10 protein-coding genes are annotated in these 14592 nt (G+C 46.5%); 2 read left to right on the forward strand and 8 right to left on the reverse strand.

Annotated features, from left to right (window positions below):
- Positions 1–129: 129 nt before the first annotated feature.
- Complete coding sequence (gene uvrA / locus G6N79_RS01125) at positions 130–2967, forward strand: excinuclease ABC subunit UvrA (protein ID WP_103904777.1); 2838 nt, start codon at positions 130–132, stop codon at positions 2965–2967.
- 390 nt (positions 2968–3357) lie between these two features.
- Here the strand turns inward: uvrA and G6N79_RS01130 are convergent, their stop codons facing one another.
- The 6 genes from G6N79_RS01130 to G6N79_RS01155 all read right to left on the reverse strand — a co-directional run bounded on the left by G6N79_RS01130 (position 3358) and on the right by G6N79_RS01155 (position 9586).
- Complete coding sequence (locus tag G6N79_RS01130) at positions 3358–3780, reverse strand: energy transducer TonB (RefSeq protein WP_103904778.1); 423 nt, start codon at positions 3778–3780, stop codon at positions 3358–3360.
- 53 nt (positions 3781–3833) lie between these two features.
- Positions 3834–4814 carry a hypothetical protein gene (locus G6N79_RS01135; protein WP_103904779.1) on the reverse strand — a complete coding sequence of 327 codons (981 nt, stop codon included), beginning with the start codon at positions 4812–4814 and terminating at the stop codon, positions 3834–3836.
- Positions 4815–4892: 78 nt separating this feature from the next.
- On the reverse strand, positions 4893–5543 hold the full coding sequence (locus G6N79_RS01140; protein WP_103904780.1) for an alpha/beta fold hydrolase: 651 nt from the start codon (positions 5541–5543) through the stop codon (positions 4893–4895).
- Between the two features lie 18 nt (positions 5544–5561).
- Positions 5562–7673: a type IA DNA topoisomerase gene (locus G6N79_RS01145; protein WP_103904781.1), complete on the reverse strand. Its 2112-nt coding sequence runs from the start codon at positions 7671–7673 to the stop codon at positions 5562–5564.
- 46 nt (positions 7674–7719) lie between these two features.
- Positions 7720–9066: a deoxyguanosinetriphosphate triphosphohydrolase gene (locus tag G6N79_RS01150; RefSeq protein ID WP_103904782.1), complete on the reverse strand. Its 1347-nt coding sequence runs from the start codon at positions 9064–9066 to the stop codon at positions 7720–7722.
- 49 nt (positions 9067–9115) lie between these two features.
- Positions 9116–9586 carry a hypothetical protein gene (locus G6N79_RS01155; RefSeq protein ID WP_103904783.1) on the reverse strand — a complete coding sequence of 157 codons (471 nt, stop codon included), beginning with the start codon at positions 9584–9586 and terminating at the stop codon, positions 9116–9118.
- A gap of 105 nt (positions 9587–9691) precedes the next feature.
- Here G6N79_RS01155 and G6N79_RS01160 point away from each other — a divergent pair, with 105 nt between their 5' ends.
- Positions 9692–10753 carry an aldose epimerase family protein gene (locus G6N79_RS01160; RefSeq protein ID WP_103904784.1) on the forward strand — a complete coding sequence of 354 codons (1062 nt, stop codon included), beginning with the start codon at positions 9692–9694 and terminating at the stop codon, positions 10751–10753.
- 74 nt (positions 10754–10827) lie between these two features.
- On the opposite strand, the gene argH is transcribed toward G6N79_RS01160, so the two are convergent.
- Both argH and G6N79_RS01170 read right to left on the reverse strand, forming a co-directional pair.
- Positions 10828–12159, reverse strand: a complete 1332-nt coding sequence (argH, locus tag G6N79_RS01165; protein WP_103905061.1) for an argininosuccinate lyase — start codon at positions 12157–12159, stop codon at positions 10828–10830.
- A 959-nt stretch (positions 12160–13118) separates the two neighbouring features.
- Positions 13119–14543 carry a hypothetical protein gene (locus G6N79_RS01170; protein ID WP_103904785.1) on the reverse strand — a complete coding sequence of 475 codons (1425 nt, stop codon included), beginning with the start codon at positions 14541–14543 and terminating at the stop codon, positions 13119–13121.
- Positions 14544–14592: the final 49 nt, after the last annotated feature.

The following is a 14592-nucleotide window of genomic DNA, read 5'->3' on the forward strand; positions in this document are numbered from 1 at the left end:
GTGATTGGGTTTGTTGGTTAAAGGTAATACTTTTCAACAATCTTGCCTAATCTCAGTTTATCCCGAATCTCGGTAACCATTCCTTTCTAAAATTCTGTAACTTTGCATTTTGCAATTAGGATAGAATAGATGACCTTACGAAAAGCCGTAGATCTAGGTGACCAAAGCGAATTGGAAGTTTTTGGTGCCCGAGTACACAACCTTAAAAATATCGATGTTTCTTTTCCACGGAACCAACTGGTGGTCATCACCGGATTGAGTGGCAGTGGGAAGTCGTCGCTTGCCTTTGACACGATCTATGCCGAGGGTCAGCGCCGGTATATGGAAACATTTTCCGCCTATAGCCGACAGTTTTTGGGCGGCATGGAAAGGCCCGATGTGGATAAGATCTCAGGCTTGAGTCCCGTTATCTCCATTGAACAGAAAACTACCTCCAAAAACCCAAGATCTACGGTCGGCACGATTACGGAAATCTACGATTTCCTGCGCTTGCTGTTCGCTAGGGCCGGTGAAGCCTACTCCTATATCAGTGGCAAGAAGATGGAACGGATGTCGGACGACGAGATCACGGACCGCATTCTAAGGGAATTTGATGGCGAAGGCATATACATTCTTGCCCCTGTGGTAAAGGGACGGAAAGGGCATTACCGTGAATTGTTCGAACAGATCAGAAAACAAGGGTATACCAAGGTGCGTGTCGATGGAGAGATTCTGGATATTGCTCCAAAGATGCAGGTAGACCGGTACAAGATCCACGACATTGAAATCGTCGTTGATCGTATCGTCGTGGAAAAGGAAAGTCGCAAACGATTATTCACCTCTATCGGGCAGGCATTAAAGACGGCCAAGGGCATTATCAAAATAGCCAATAAAGAAAATAAAGAACAATTCTTCAGTCGTTTCCTCATGGATGCCGAATCGGGTATTTCGTATGATGAACCGCAGCCAAACACCTTCTCTTTCAACTCACCGTACGGTGCATGTCCGAGATGTGATGGATTGGGCTACATCTACGAAATCGACAAAAAAATTGTCATTCCGGATCGCAGTCTCAGTATTGCGAAGGGCGCAATCGTTCCTTTAGGACCTTCCCGGGATTCCTGGAACTTCGCAGTCCTGAAAGCGGTAGCCAAAAAATACGATGTTTCCTTGACTTCCTCAATTGATAAGATTCCTGAGGATGTCATCGATAAACTCCTTTTTGGGGAGGATGATCCCATTCACCTGACCGTTTCCTACGGGTCTTATGGTGCTCGGGAATATAAAGTGGAGTTCGGCGGTATCTTTAAGCTGCTGGAAGAAATGAGCGGCAAATACCAGGACGACAATCAGGGGCTGGAAGAATTCCGTACCCAAGTGGTTTGTCCGGAATGTCACGGTGCCCGTCTGAAAAAGGAATCTCTACACATTAAATTGTCGGATAAAAACATCGCCGAATTGGCGGAGATGGACATTGTCGCATTGAATGAATGGTTTGAGGGCATCGAAAACCGACTTTCAGATCGGCAGAACATCATTGCGACCGAAATCATCAAGGAGATCAAAACCAGGATCGGCTTTCTGTTGGATGTCGGATTGAACTATTTAACGCTCAATCGGAGCTCCAAGACCCTTTCCGGAGGAGAAGCCCAACGAATCCGTTTGGCTACTCAAATTGGATCCCAATTGGTGAATGTCCTGTACATCCTGGATGAACCTAGCATTGGATTGCACCAGCGCGACAATGAGCGCCTGATCAATGCACTAAAGAACCTCCGCGATATCGGAAATTCCGTTCTGGTGGTGGAACATGATAAGGATATGATCCTCAATGCGGACTATGTTATCGACATGGGGCCTGCAGCAGGAGTATTCGGCGGTAAGGTCGTTGCCCAAGGCACACCGAAGGAACTGATGAAAGCCAGTACCCTGACCACGGATTACCTGAACGGAACCCGCGAAATCAACATCCCTGCTGAACGACGGAAGGGAAATGGCCATACGCTCAGTTTAAAGGGCGCTACGGGACACAACCTGAAGAATGTGAGCATAGATATCCCCTTGGGCAAATTGGTCCTTGTAACGGGCGTTTCGGGCTCTGGTAAGTCAAGTCTGATCACCAATACCCTGTATCCGATCTTAAACCACCATTTCTTCCGTGCAAAGGCAAAACCGCTTCCGTACAAGAAGATCGAAGGACTGGAGCATGTGGACAAGGTGATCGAAATCGACCAATCACCGATCGGCAGAACCCCACGTTCCAATCCATCCACCTATACGGGTGTGTTTTCGGACATCCGTGCGCTGTATGTCCAGCTACCTGAAGCAAAGATCCGTGGGTACAAACCAGGGCGCTTCTCCTTCAATGTGAAGGGTGGTCGGTGCGAGACCTGCCAAGGTGCCGGCATGAAGATCATTGAGATGAACTTCCTACCAGATGTACAGGTTCCCTGTGAAACGTGTAACGGAAAACGCTACAACCGAGAGACTTTGGAAGTTCGCTATCGTGGAAAATCCATTGCGGATGTACTGGACATGAGCATTGATGAAGCTGTGGATTTCTTCGAGAATATCCCGTCCATTTACCGCAAGATCAAAACCCTACAGGATGTCGGTTTGGGTTATATTACCCTTGGGCAGTCCTCCACCACCCTATCCGGTGGTGAAGCACAACGGGTGAAGCTCGCTACGGAACTCTCCAAGAAAGATACCGGCAAAACCTTCTATATCCTGGATGAACCTACGACAGGTCTTCATTTCGAAGATGTCAATGTACTCCTGGGGGTGATCAACAGATTGGTGGACCGCGGCAATACCGTACTGATCATCGAGCACAACCTCGATGTCATCAAAGCCGCAGACTGGGTCATCGACATGGGACCTGAAGGAGGCAAAAACGGCGGAAATCTCCTGTTCCAAGGAACTCCAGAAAAGCTCACCAAACAGAAAAACAGTGAAACCGGAAGGTTTCTCGCATTAGAGTATTGAGATATGAGATGTGAGATATGAGATAGAAAGGCGGCCGAGGTCGCCTTTCATTTTTTAAAAAGATATTTTTATTTATTAAGCCAGTAAGATTACATTCTTGCTAAACCGCAATAAATGACTTTGTTTTAAGTGCATTAATATTATTTCAGTAACGTATTATCTATCCCCCAATAACACCCTTTCTATCTCATATCTCAATTCTCCCATCTCACATCTATTTCCCAATAACACCCTTCCTATCTCATATCTCAATTCTCCCATCTCACATCTATTCCCCAATAACACCCTTCCCATCTCACATCTAAAATCTCAATACTCCATCTCACATCTATCCCCCAATAACACCCTTCCTATCTCACATCTCAAATCTAAAATCTCAAATCTATCAAACTACAAGACAGCCGTCAAGGTTTGCCTAAAGCGTGTTCTGACGGCGGTGTTATCCTTGATGCCGGGTTGCCATTTTGGGGATTTCTTCATCACCCTGAGGGCTTCTTCTTCAAATAAGGGACTAATTTTTCCGGAATTAACGACTATTATATCACAGACTTCTCCATCCTGGCAGACAGTAAATTCAAGAATGGCATTCTGTCGGGAACCGTATTGGGCATATTCGGTGCTATCCATGGCCATGGCAGCCTCCGAGAGATCAATATTGTGGGATAAAAAACTTTGCCATGCCGAAAATCCACCGGGGAAAGCAGGCATCACGTCCACATTGCGCACCAGGGTTGTATCCAGGACCTGTTTCTCCTGTGCAGTAGTATTACTGGATAGGATAAAAACAAAGAGTATAATATAGATAAACCGCATTGCAAATAAAATGATTGCATTAATTTACAAAAAATACCCGGCAAATACCAAGCTTAATTCGGCAGATTGATAGTCTTCAAGAAATGTCCTTCCGCATCGGTCAGATAGGTCATTGGCTTTTCGGGATCTTTGATGATTTCGAATAAGGTAAAACCCCAAGGTTTCCAGAAGTTTTCCAAAACCTGTCCATAGGTCTTCACCTGCCATTGGTCGAAAATGGGCTTCAGCGTCCAATCATTCAAAGGCATTGGTTCCACGAATACCTTTTCCGGCACTTCCATATATGTATATTCCGGCAACCGATTGAAAAGATAAGCAGAATAGAAGTAACGCGCACAGATTTCTTCAAATTGAATCGGGTGCAATGTCTGATCAGCTGCAACGCGCAAAGCATCCTCGTGATAGATTTCATGCACACCGTTGTCCTGCAACGTAGCTATCAGCGCAAAGTCCTTCATCCGAATGGAGAAGATCAGGGTATTGATCTCATCGCGGTACATAAACGTTTCGGGGGCATTATCTACGGGAAAAACCTGTACGGTAAATGGATTCTTGTTTTCAAATTCCATCGGAACCACCAAGGATTGCAACATGGCATGCAGGTTTCGGAATTTCTGCACCAAGGCCTGCGAGAAGTTCATGGACTCGCCGGCCAGGAATGCCTGCCGGATTCCGGCCTGAATTTCATTGAACACGACGCCATACAGGATCTTGGCCACCCATTGGAAAAGCGTCAACTGATCCAATTTACTCACCTCGGCATACCCTGCATCCATCGCATGTTGCACCTGCTCTTCAAGCTCCTCGAATTTAGCGGCCACATCTGTTGCACAGGGCAATTGCAGTTTTTTATAGGTGCTGAAACTCTCATCCAACATCTTAAAAGGTTTATCCTCCAAATCAAAGGCACGCATCATCCACAAAGGAAAAACCTGAATGGCCTCATCCGCAGAGTCCAGTGCCTTTCCTGTGAGAAAACAGACCTTATTATCGAATTTAAAATCTAAGAATGGATTATAGAGTTTCTGTTGCATAGTGCTGCAAAGGTAACAGAATTCGGAGAGAAGGCTATGCTCAAGCGTTGAAATTACGGTGGAATGACGCTGTAGCGCCTACAACAGGAAATTCCGAATGGGAAAAGACAGCTCAGCACCCTTATCCCACACCATCAGATGGCCCCCACCACGTATCCGAATGGTGTAATCAACATATTGAATGGGAATCAAGTGATCTTTGTCTCCGTGGATATGCAGGCAATTTACCGGCACATGGGTATTTTCCCAACGGGCGATCTTATCGACGGCCCACTTTTGGAAATCGGGATCCGTATCTTCGAGAATGGCGCTCAACAACTGCTGTTCCTCTTTGGTATCTGCCCCGAAAAGCCAATAGAGCATCTTGGCGGTGAACTTCCCTGGCTTCCCTTCGGGCAAAAGTTTATGAAGGGGAAATATCTTGGAGACCCCCAACACCTTCGGCAGCTCATCGCGCGTTTTGGCCGAGGATATCAGGACGGTTTTCTTGAAGTCGTAATATTTGGAAAGTTCCGCAATGCACATCCCTCCGAAGGATACGCCGAGCACGAGTGCGCCCTGCTTGGGAATCTGATAATGCTCCGCCAGCCGGAAAACATAGCTTTCCATTGCTTCCGCCGGTCTCGGTTTTAACCATTCCACATGCACGATTTCGAAACCACGGAGATCCAATCGATCAAAAATTCGACGATCAGCCCCCAAGCCAGAGAAAACATAGATTTTTTCCATCAACCTAAGTTAATGAAATCACCCTACATTTACCTTAAAGTTTTCAAAAAGCAACGGCGCAGAAACTGTTTTCCCATCCAGCCCCCGGACATTATTCAGCACGGATGTCTTTCCTTTCTCCAGCAGGTTCTTCATTTCCTTTTCATCCAGAAATACTCCGTTCAACGTCCGCCAGATCTTGAAATCACAGCCACGTGCATAATGGTCACACTGCGCTACTTTGTCGTACAGCATAATCTGCCCCGGACCACATTTCGGGCATTTGATCTTCCCCTTTTGCAGCGGCTTCAGTTCTTCCTGTGCAATAGCGACACGCAACAGGAGCAATTCCTTGGTGATCTTCGCCGTATAATCCTTGATGTGCTTCATGAACACATCGTAGCTTACTTTATTGGCGCGCATCTCTTCCAATTTCTGCTCCCATTTACCAGTAAGGGTCACCTTCGCAATGGAACGATCCTTGACCAACATATAGACCGAAAGTCCCTTTTCAGTCGGGATCAGTTTCTTTTTATCGCGTTTGATGTAATCCCGCTGAAACAGGGTTTCAATGGTTGCCGCGCGTGTAGCCGGAGTGCCCAACCCACAGTCCTTCATGGCCTGGCGCATCTCCTCATCCTCGATCTCTTTCCCTGAAGTTTCCATCGCCTTCAACAGGGAGGCCTCCGTATGGATGGGTTTGGCCTTGGTGAAGCGCTCGGCAAGCTCCAAGGTCTGCACCTGCAGCATTTCTTCCTGTGTCAACTTGGGCAATTGCGCATTCTCATTGTCCTGATCATCGTTCTTAGTATCCTCATCGGGCTGTTCTACCTGATCTGCGGACAAGCGCCAACCATACTGTCGGATGACCGTCCCTTTGGCGATCAGCTCAACACCGGCAGCATCTATGGTGACCGTTGTGATGTCCTTCAAGCAGACCTCGGAGAAACTCTCCACCATCCGCTTGGCAATCATGTTGTAGATGTTCTGCTGATCCATGGGCATGGGCCCCGGTTTTTCATCCGTCACCAAAAGCGCATGGTGATCGGTTACCTTTTTATCATCCACAGAACGTTTGTTCAGCTTCGCCCCGATCAAATTCTTACTGATCACGGCGATGCTCTCAGGTGCCGTATCGGCAAGGTGCTGAAAGAGCTCCTCTATCTTTTCGAAGACATCTTCCCCGATATACCGGGAACCGGTACGTGGGTAGGTAATTACCTTTTTCTCATAGAGGGTCTGTGCGATCCCCAAGGTCTGGTCCGCAGAATAGCCGAACTTCTTGTTGGCATCCTGCTGAAGGGAGGTCAAGTCGAACAGCAATGGTGGCTGTTCCTTGGTTTCCTTGGCTTCCACCTGTTTTACCTGCGCATCCATGCCGACCTGCAATTTGGCAATGGTCTCCTCCGCGGCATCCTTCTGATCGATCTTGGCCGATGTTGCCTTAAAGTTTATACCGTCTTTCTCGAAACCTGCCTGGATCTTGTAGAATGCCGTTGGTTTGAAGTCCTTGTTCTCCAGATAACGGGAACAGATCATCGCCAATGTGGGCGTCTGTACACGACCCAGGGATAGCAATCCTTTATTTCCGGCCGCCAGAGTTAGCGCCTGTGTAGCGTTGATACCAATGAGCCAATCGGATTCCGATCGCGATCGTGCCGACATATACAGGCTATCGTACTCCACGCCCTCTTTGAGGTTGGCAAAACCTTCCTTGATTGCCTTATCCGTCTGCGAGGATATCCAGAGGCGCTTAAAAGGAACGTTGGAATTCAGGTAATAATAGATATTCCTGAAGATCAATTCCCCTTCGCGCCCAGCATCCGTCGCCACGATGATTTCTTCTGCTTCCTGCAACAAGGCTTTAATGGTGTTCAATTGTTTTAGGGCGCCCATATCATCGGACTGTTTGCCGTCACGCTTTACCTTTTTTACCTCCAATGCGAAACGCTCGGGAATAATAGGCAGGTTGCTGACCGCCCAATTGTGGTAACCATAAGCTTGGGGTGTGCACAGCTGCACCAAATGCCCAAAGGCATAGGTGAAGGCATAGCCATTCCCCGCAATATATCCATCTTTCACCTCCTTAGCGCCCATAACCCGTGCTAGGTCACGTGCTACCGAAGGCTTCTCTGCAATAACAACTTTCATTTTTTACTCGTTCAATCAACTTTAGCGCCGCTTGCTTGCGGGCCAATTACTCCAGTGAGGCAATGGAAATGCCCTGAATTTTCCGGTACAGCTCAACGGCGTATACATCCGTCATACCGGACACAAAATCCAACACCGCCCGTATCTTGGAATACGTATCTTCCTTATCCGTATGGAATTGCTCAGGAATCATGGCCACCAATTTCCTGTCGAACATGGATTTGTTCGCTTTAAGGTAAGCTGGCACAAATTCTTCCAATAGCGCATTCATCACTTTAAAACCAGCAATCTCAATCTGCACAACCGTTGGCGCATTGTAGATCCTGGCTACGGAGATCTTGGAAATCACGCGCAACTGATCCACAATTTCCGGACTCAGCGCATCCATCAGTGGCTTTTCAAAAGTTCCCGATAGAAATTTATCTTGATTCTCGGCAAATACCTTCGCACAGGCCCAGATCAATGTATTGATCGCCTTTGCCCGCAACAGGGCCACCCGGCTAGCCGTATCTTCCAACGCATCCAAACGTTCCCGAAGATCCTCCCCCGCACATAGCGGCAGTAAGAGCTCTTCCACTTCTTTATAGGATAGGATTTTCAGGTGATGGGCGTCTTCCAGATCGATGATGTTATAGCAGATATCATCGGCCGCTTCCACCAGGTACACCAAGGGATGGCGTAGGTAACCTTTTGGATTTGCTGGATCGCGCTCCAGCCCCAATTCTGTCGCTATCTTTTCAAACGTGCCGATCTCCGTATCGAAGAATCCATATTTCTTACGGTGATGGGAAGATTTTACATGCCCATCAATCGCAGCACACGGATACTTCACGATGGCCGCCAAACTGGTATAGGTCAATGCAAAGCCTTTTGGGTCTTTCCCATTGAATGCATGGGTCAGGATGCGCAAGGCATTGGCATTCCCTTCAAAGTGTGACAGGTCCTCCCATTGCTCCTTGGTTACCATTTCCTGGTACTTCTGTCCCTTCCCCTCCGTAAAGAAGGTGGAAATTGCAGCTTCACCTGAATGCCCAAATGCTGGGTTCCCCAAATCGTGGGATAGGCAGGCCGCGGAAATGATATTTCCGACTTCCTGCAAGAAAGGAACCTCCGCATCGATATTCGGATGCTGCTCCTTCATCAAATTGTAGAACAAGCGGCCCAAGGACCGTCCAACCGATGCAACCTCCAAACTGTGGGTCAATCTATTGTGCACAAATACAGCACCCGGAAGCGGGAACACCTGTGTTTTATTCTGTAACCTCCGGAATGGTGAGGAGAAGATCAACCGGTCATAATCCCGTTGAAACTCAGAACGCGCATCGAACTGTTCGTTGATGGCACGGCTTTCATATCCCCATCTTTTCGCTGATAAGAGCTGTTTCCAATTCATGTAAAATCTCGGATTTTGAAAGGCAAATATACGTTTTAAAAATGGGAGCTTACTCGCCAAACTTCGATTTTCGATACAGGATACCGACCAGAAGATTGAGGAAATAGACCAATTGCATCAACAGCAAAATGGTCAGGGCACCGTGGTAGATTCCCTCGATCCGCGTAAAGCGGTCGCTATTTTCCGCACTCAATTTATCGACCTGAAGGATGGCATCTCCCTCGCCGAGGTAGATCCGCTCCACAAATCCCCAGCTCCAGATGTTCAGGAACAGAAAGATATAGGCAATCCAATGCAGGAGTGCCCAATTCTTGGAATAAAGGAAGGAATCGGTATAGCGGTAGAGCAGGGCGAACAATAAACCCACGGCACCAACGCCCATGATCACCCGAGCACTGTTGCCCACCAAGGTGATCCCCCAGAAATTAAAGCTCGTCAATGCCCCTTCCGCAGGGACGAACAACCCAAAGGCAAAGACCAACAACCCTGAAATAGCAAATAACACCCAAACCTTCGGCATACATTTCTTTTCAGCAATTTAATGAATTCTATGCGCTTATTAAAATCTTAATCCTTGGCGGGATAGGCCTAATTTGCTATCTTTAGCCGAAGCAATCCGCAAATCATGACTACTTATAAACTTCCTTCTGCACAGGCTTTTGAAAGTAATATCCACGGGAAAAACACCCACCTGATTACCCTAAAAAACAGAGCAGGCATGCAAATCGCCCTCTCCGACTATGGGGCACGATTGGTAAGTGCACTCGTACCGGACAAACATGGCGACCTGATCGACGTGGTTCTGGGCTTTCCCAGCATCAGCGATTACGCGGAGGCCAAGGAACAATACCACGGTGCAACCGTAGGACGGTTTTGTAACAGAATTGCCAATGGCCGATTCGCCTTAGCGGGCAAGGAATTCGCGCTTGCACAGAACAACGGCAGCAATGCTCTCCATGGCGGTCCCGAAGGGTTCCACCGCAAGGTCTGGGATAGGCAGGTCAGCTTCAAAAAATTGGTGGATTTCTACTATGTTTCCCCAGATGGAGAGGAAGGCTACCCCGGCGAGCTCCGCACAACGGTAAGTTATGAACTCACCAATGAAAATGAGATCATCATAAAGTTCCGCGCCATCAGCAATGCATCCACGGTCGTTAACCTGACCAACCATGCCTATTTCAACCTGAATGGGGAAGGCAATGGCGATATCCTTAACCATACCTTCACGATCCATGCGGATGAATTCCTGCCATTGAACGAACAGCAGATCCCAACAGGCGAAATCCTTCCGGTGGAAGGTTCGGTATTCGACTTCAGGGAAGGGAAATCAATAGCATCTGATATCAATAGTGCGGAACAGCAGATCCAAGTGGCCCAAGGATTCGACCATACTTTTATCAATAAGCTGCCGATCAGCCAACCAATCGCCACGGCCTATTCCCGCGAGTCGGGCATCGCACTGGAAGTGTACAGCACAGAACCGGGACTTCATCTCTACACCGGAAACTTCCTGCAGGATGATACCGGTAAATCGGGGCATGCCTATCTGCGGTATGGGGGCTTCTGTTTTGAAGCGCAACATTATCCCGATAGCCCCAATCAGGACGCTTTCCCTAAAGTGACCCTCGAACCAGGCGAGGTATTTGAAAGCGAAATACGGTATAAGTTCAAAATTAGAAAGGACTAACTTAGCATATTAAAACATAAAAAAGGCGTTCAACAAAAATTGAACGCCTTTCGTATGTTATAGCTATTCGACTTCTATTTCAAGAGCTCCGCCAATGCCTGTTCCACTTTCTCGAAACCGAACTCCTGTTTGACCTCTGCAAACATCCGTTCGATCTGGTCGTTGCAGAGATTGCCGATACTTCCCTCGTGCGTATGGTTCACTTCTTTTGCTGGCTGAAACGTTCCTTCCTCAATGGCCAGACCGATATTGCGGTACGCCTCCCGGAAAGGGATGCCCTGAAGCACCTCATTGTTCACCACTTCCACACTGAACAGGTAATCGTATTTCGGATCGTTCAGAATGTCCTCCTTGATGGTGATATGCTCCAACATGTACTTGGCGATTGCCAGGCAGTCGTTTAGCGATTGGAATGCCGGAAATAGGTTTTCCTTCAGCAATTGCAGATCCCTATGGTATCCAACAGGCAGGTTGGTCGTCATGAGTGCGATTTCATTCGGAAGCGCCTGGATCTTATTGCATCTGGAGCGGATCAATTCGAACACATCCGGATTCTTTTTATGCGGCATAATGGATGAGCCGGTGGTGAGATGAGCCGGAAAGGAAATAAATCCAAAGTTCTGGTTGATGAACAGCGTTACATCCATGGCAAATTTTGCCAAGGTTGCAGCGATGGAACTCATGGCCTGTGCAAGGATACGCTCGGTCTTGCCCCTACCCATCTGTGCATAGACCACATTATAATTCAAATCATCAAAACCCAACAGTTGCGTGGTCATGGTACGGTTTAACGGGAAGGAAGAACCATAACCTGCCGCCGACCCCAACGGATTCTTGTTGCAGACCGCCCATGCAGCTTTCAGAAGGTGGAGGTCATCCACCAAACTTTCCGCATACGCTCCGAACCATAGACCGAATGATGAAGGCATGGCAATCTGTAGATGCGTATATCCGGGCATGAGAACCGATTTGTATGTGTTGCTCAGACTGATCAACTGCTCAAAGAGCAACTCTGTATTCTTGAAGATGCTCTCGATTTCCGACCGGAAATAAAGCTTCAGATCCACCAACACCTGATCATTGCGTGATCGGCCGGAGTGGATTTTCTTGCCCGCTTCCCCAATGCGCTCCGTCAGCATCATTTCCACTTGGGAATGCACATCTTCCACTGAATCCTCAATCTGGAAGGAATCCGATAGGATTTCCTGATAGATGTTCTTTAACTCCTGCTGAACGGCGCCCAAGTCGGCATCCGTCATCAAGCCAATGCTATTCAGCATGCGCGTATGCGCCAGTGATCCCAGCACATCCGCTCCGGCCAGCTGAAGGTCCATTTCACGATCCTGCCCAACGGTAAAAGTTTCCACAAAGGAATCCACATCAATATTTTTCTGCCAAATCTTCATCTTCAAAATTTTGTCGAACAAAAGTACCAATATCTAGGCAAAATTCAAGATTTCATTCAAACCCTTGCGACAATTCAAGAAAAAAGAAAAAAATATTGCTAAAAACTTATTTAATTACACCGAACAATTTCCCCATGATCGACAGTAATAATCAGGTAGACAAATTCCCGATTTTCGATAAATTATCAAGCGTTATCCGAAAGCGCCATAATGTTAAATAATTGTTAAGCTATTGCGTTTTAGCAGCAGATTCCCCTCTTATTTTCAGGCTATTTTCAAAGCTTATTTTAGCTATTTTTCTATCAAGAAATTGGCATCGATTTGGAAGAACAATCGGGTGCATCAAGGCACAAATCCATAAGTAATCACTTACTTTTTTTTAAAATTATACTTGTAGCAACGTAATTAAAGACCTATGTTTGTGATGTAAAGGGGAATGAAAAGAAATAAAAAGTGAGTTTATACTCACATTAATAACCACCCAAAGAAACTAAACATGATAGACCGGAATGTCTTAAAACTTTGAACGAATTATTCTATCCAATTATAAACTAATTTTGATTAAAGACTTGTCACCATGCCCACGACAAGTCTTTTTTTATGCCCAAAATTTAACATCTCGCCCTCCCCGTGGTGCGCAAATTATCCCATGAAATTTAATTTTTCCACCATCTTTTTCAGCAATTCTGGCACTTTTAACAAATTCGGCTTTTGGAAATACGTAACCAGCACCTTTTACGTGAAATTACGGAAAAACACTAACAAGCTGTTTTTCAGTTATATAAACAGTTTTTAGCCTAATATTTCACAAAATCATGCATAGACCTTGTCTGAGGTGAGAGCGTACTGAGAGCGTGGTGAGAGCGTGGTGAGAGCGTGTCTATAGGCACGTATCCACCACGGCTTCAACACGGTCGCACCACGCTCGGAACTCAGACAAGGTCTAGCTTTATGCCCTGCTATTTTTTCTCTACTTTCATGGAAGAAACTTTGTCGTTGAAAGTAGATAGATAAGTGGATGAGGCCGTTAGAACCAAGCTATTCCCGCTGAAATGATCACCATCATAGAGTGTGACTTTTACGTCGTGCCCAATTTTTATGGAGGAGATACTATTGTCTTCAATGCCTTTGTCCAACAAATCTGCTTTTGTGTATTCACCTATATCAAGTTGTCCCTTCACTCCTGCATACGATGCATTCGAATAGGTAAACACAACATTGCCAAAAGATGTCAATTCATCATTGACATACTGGAATCCAAAGTCGGTAGTGGTATTGGCCCCATTTTTCAATAGTAACTTTATTTTTAAATCATAAGGCGTATTGCCCTTATAGAACAGTTCCTTCAGATCAATAGCACCTGCCAATGTATTATTCGTTCCTGGATTAAACCGCCACGCTACAGCATTGTAATCTCTATTTACCCCCACACCTTCATTATTCACGTTCGGGTCCAAATACACCAAGATATCGCTCACTTCCTTGTCTGAGGTAAAGGAGCCTGAAATGTTCAGTCGCTGGTTGGCATTATCGATTTCAAACTTGGGATCCAACGTAAAGGTTGGGGATTCATATGCAAGTTCTGAGGAAGAAGTCGATTGGAAGACTTCGTTCACATTCAGGATTGCGGCATCTACCTCGGTTAGGAAAGTGGGCTTTCCTTTACTGAAGCTCACGTTCCCGCTACCCATCAGCGATGTACCCAACGTAGGTTCTTCCGATACGTATTTGGCGCGGTTATGTGGCAGGTTCAGGCCGTGCCCCAATTCATGCAACATGCCGCCCAGGTAATTTGAATTTGGATTCGGGATATGGTTCACCGACATGAAAGCATTATCCAAGGCAAAACAATATTTGCCGTACCCGTAAAAAGGCTGGCCCGTATCGCCGCTGGTTCTCTCCGGAAGTAGAATTAAGTAGTGCTTGTCCGACGAAAACAACTGCGGATTGGCGGTTCTGAACGACTCTATCTCTTTAATGATCTTATTAGCTGAAACCGAAGCCTCATAGGGATAATCAGCCTGTGTACCCGCACCCTTTATTTCAATAATATTAACCAGGCCAGTAGCTTCGTCTTTCGCCAACCCCATATACTTGTCGTATCCATAACGTTTCATCTCGTCATGCAACCAAGATTGGAAATGAACCATTAATTGCGAGAGGCGCGGTTTATAATCTGCTCGGGCAGGATTGTCCGTAGGGACGAACATAATAACATTGAGATTTTTTGGGTTACTGACAAATTTCAGATTCGCCAGCGAGGTGTCAATCGGGTTTTCCGGAACTACCGGTGCCTCCACATCCTTGGAACAGGAGAATAAGGAAATGCAAAGTACACATAGCCCAACGAGAGCAAGGGCCATCTTTTTCAATCCAACTATCATAATTTAATTTTTTAAATGAGGTAAAAAAATATCAAGTTTACAATCTGCT

Source organism: Sphingobacterium lactis, from assembly GCF_011046555.1.
GTDB lineage: Bacteria > Bacteroidota > Bacteroidia > Sphingobacteriales > Sphingobacteriaceae > Sphingobacterium > Sphingobacterium lactis.

Bases quoted from the DNA above. Each gene is read 5' to 3' on its own strand.
- uvrA (WP_103904777.1), top strand. From the start codon at position 130: ATGACCTTACGAAAAGCCGTAGATCTAGGTGACCAAAGCGAATTGGAA.
- G6N79_RS01130 (WP_103904778.1), bottom strand. From the start codon at position 3,780: ATGCGGTTTATCTATATTATACTCTTTGTTTTTATCCTATCCAGTAAT.
- G6N79_RS01135 (WP_103904779.1), bottom strand. From the start codon at position 4,814: ATGCAACAGAAACTCTATAATCCATTCTTAGATTTTAAATTCGATAAT.
- G6N79_RS01140 (WP_103904780.1), bottom strand. From the start codon at position 5,543: ATGGAAAAAATCTATGTTTTCTCTGGCTTGGGGGCTGATCGTCGAATT.
- G6N79_RS01145 (WP_103904781.1), bottom strand. From the start codon at position 7,673: ATGAAAGTTGTTATTGCAGAGAAGCCTTCGGTAGCACGTGACCTAGCA.
- G6N79_RS01150 (WP_103904782.1), bottom strand. From the start codon at position 9,066: ATGAATTGGAAACAGCTCTTATCAGCGAAAAGATGGGGATATGAAAGC.
- G6N79_RS01155 (WP_103904783.1), bottom strand. From the start codon at position 9,586: ATGCCGAAGGTTTGGGTGTTATTTGCTATTTCAGGGTTGTTGGTCTTT.
- G6N79_RS01160 (WP_103904784.1), top strand. From the start codon at position 9,692: ATGACTACTTATAAACTTCCTTCTGCACAGGCTTTTGAAAGTAATATC.
- argH (WP_103905061.1), bottom strand. From the start codon at position 12,159: ATGAAGATTTGGCAGAAAAATATTGATGTGGATTCCTTTGTGGAAACT.
- G6N79_RS01170 (WP_103904785.1), bottom strand. From the start codon at position 14,543: ATGATAGTTGGATTGAAAAAGATGGCCCTTGCTCTCGTTGGGCTATGT.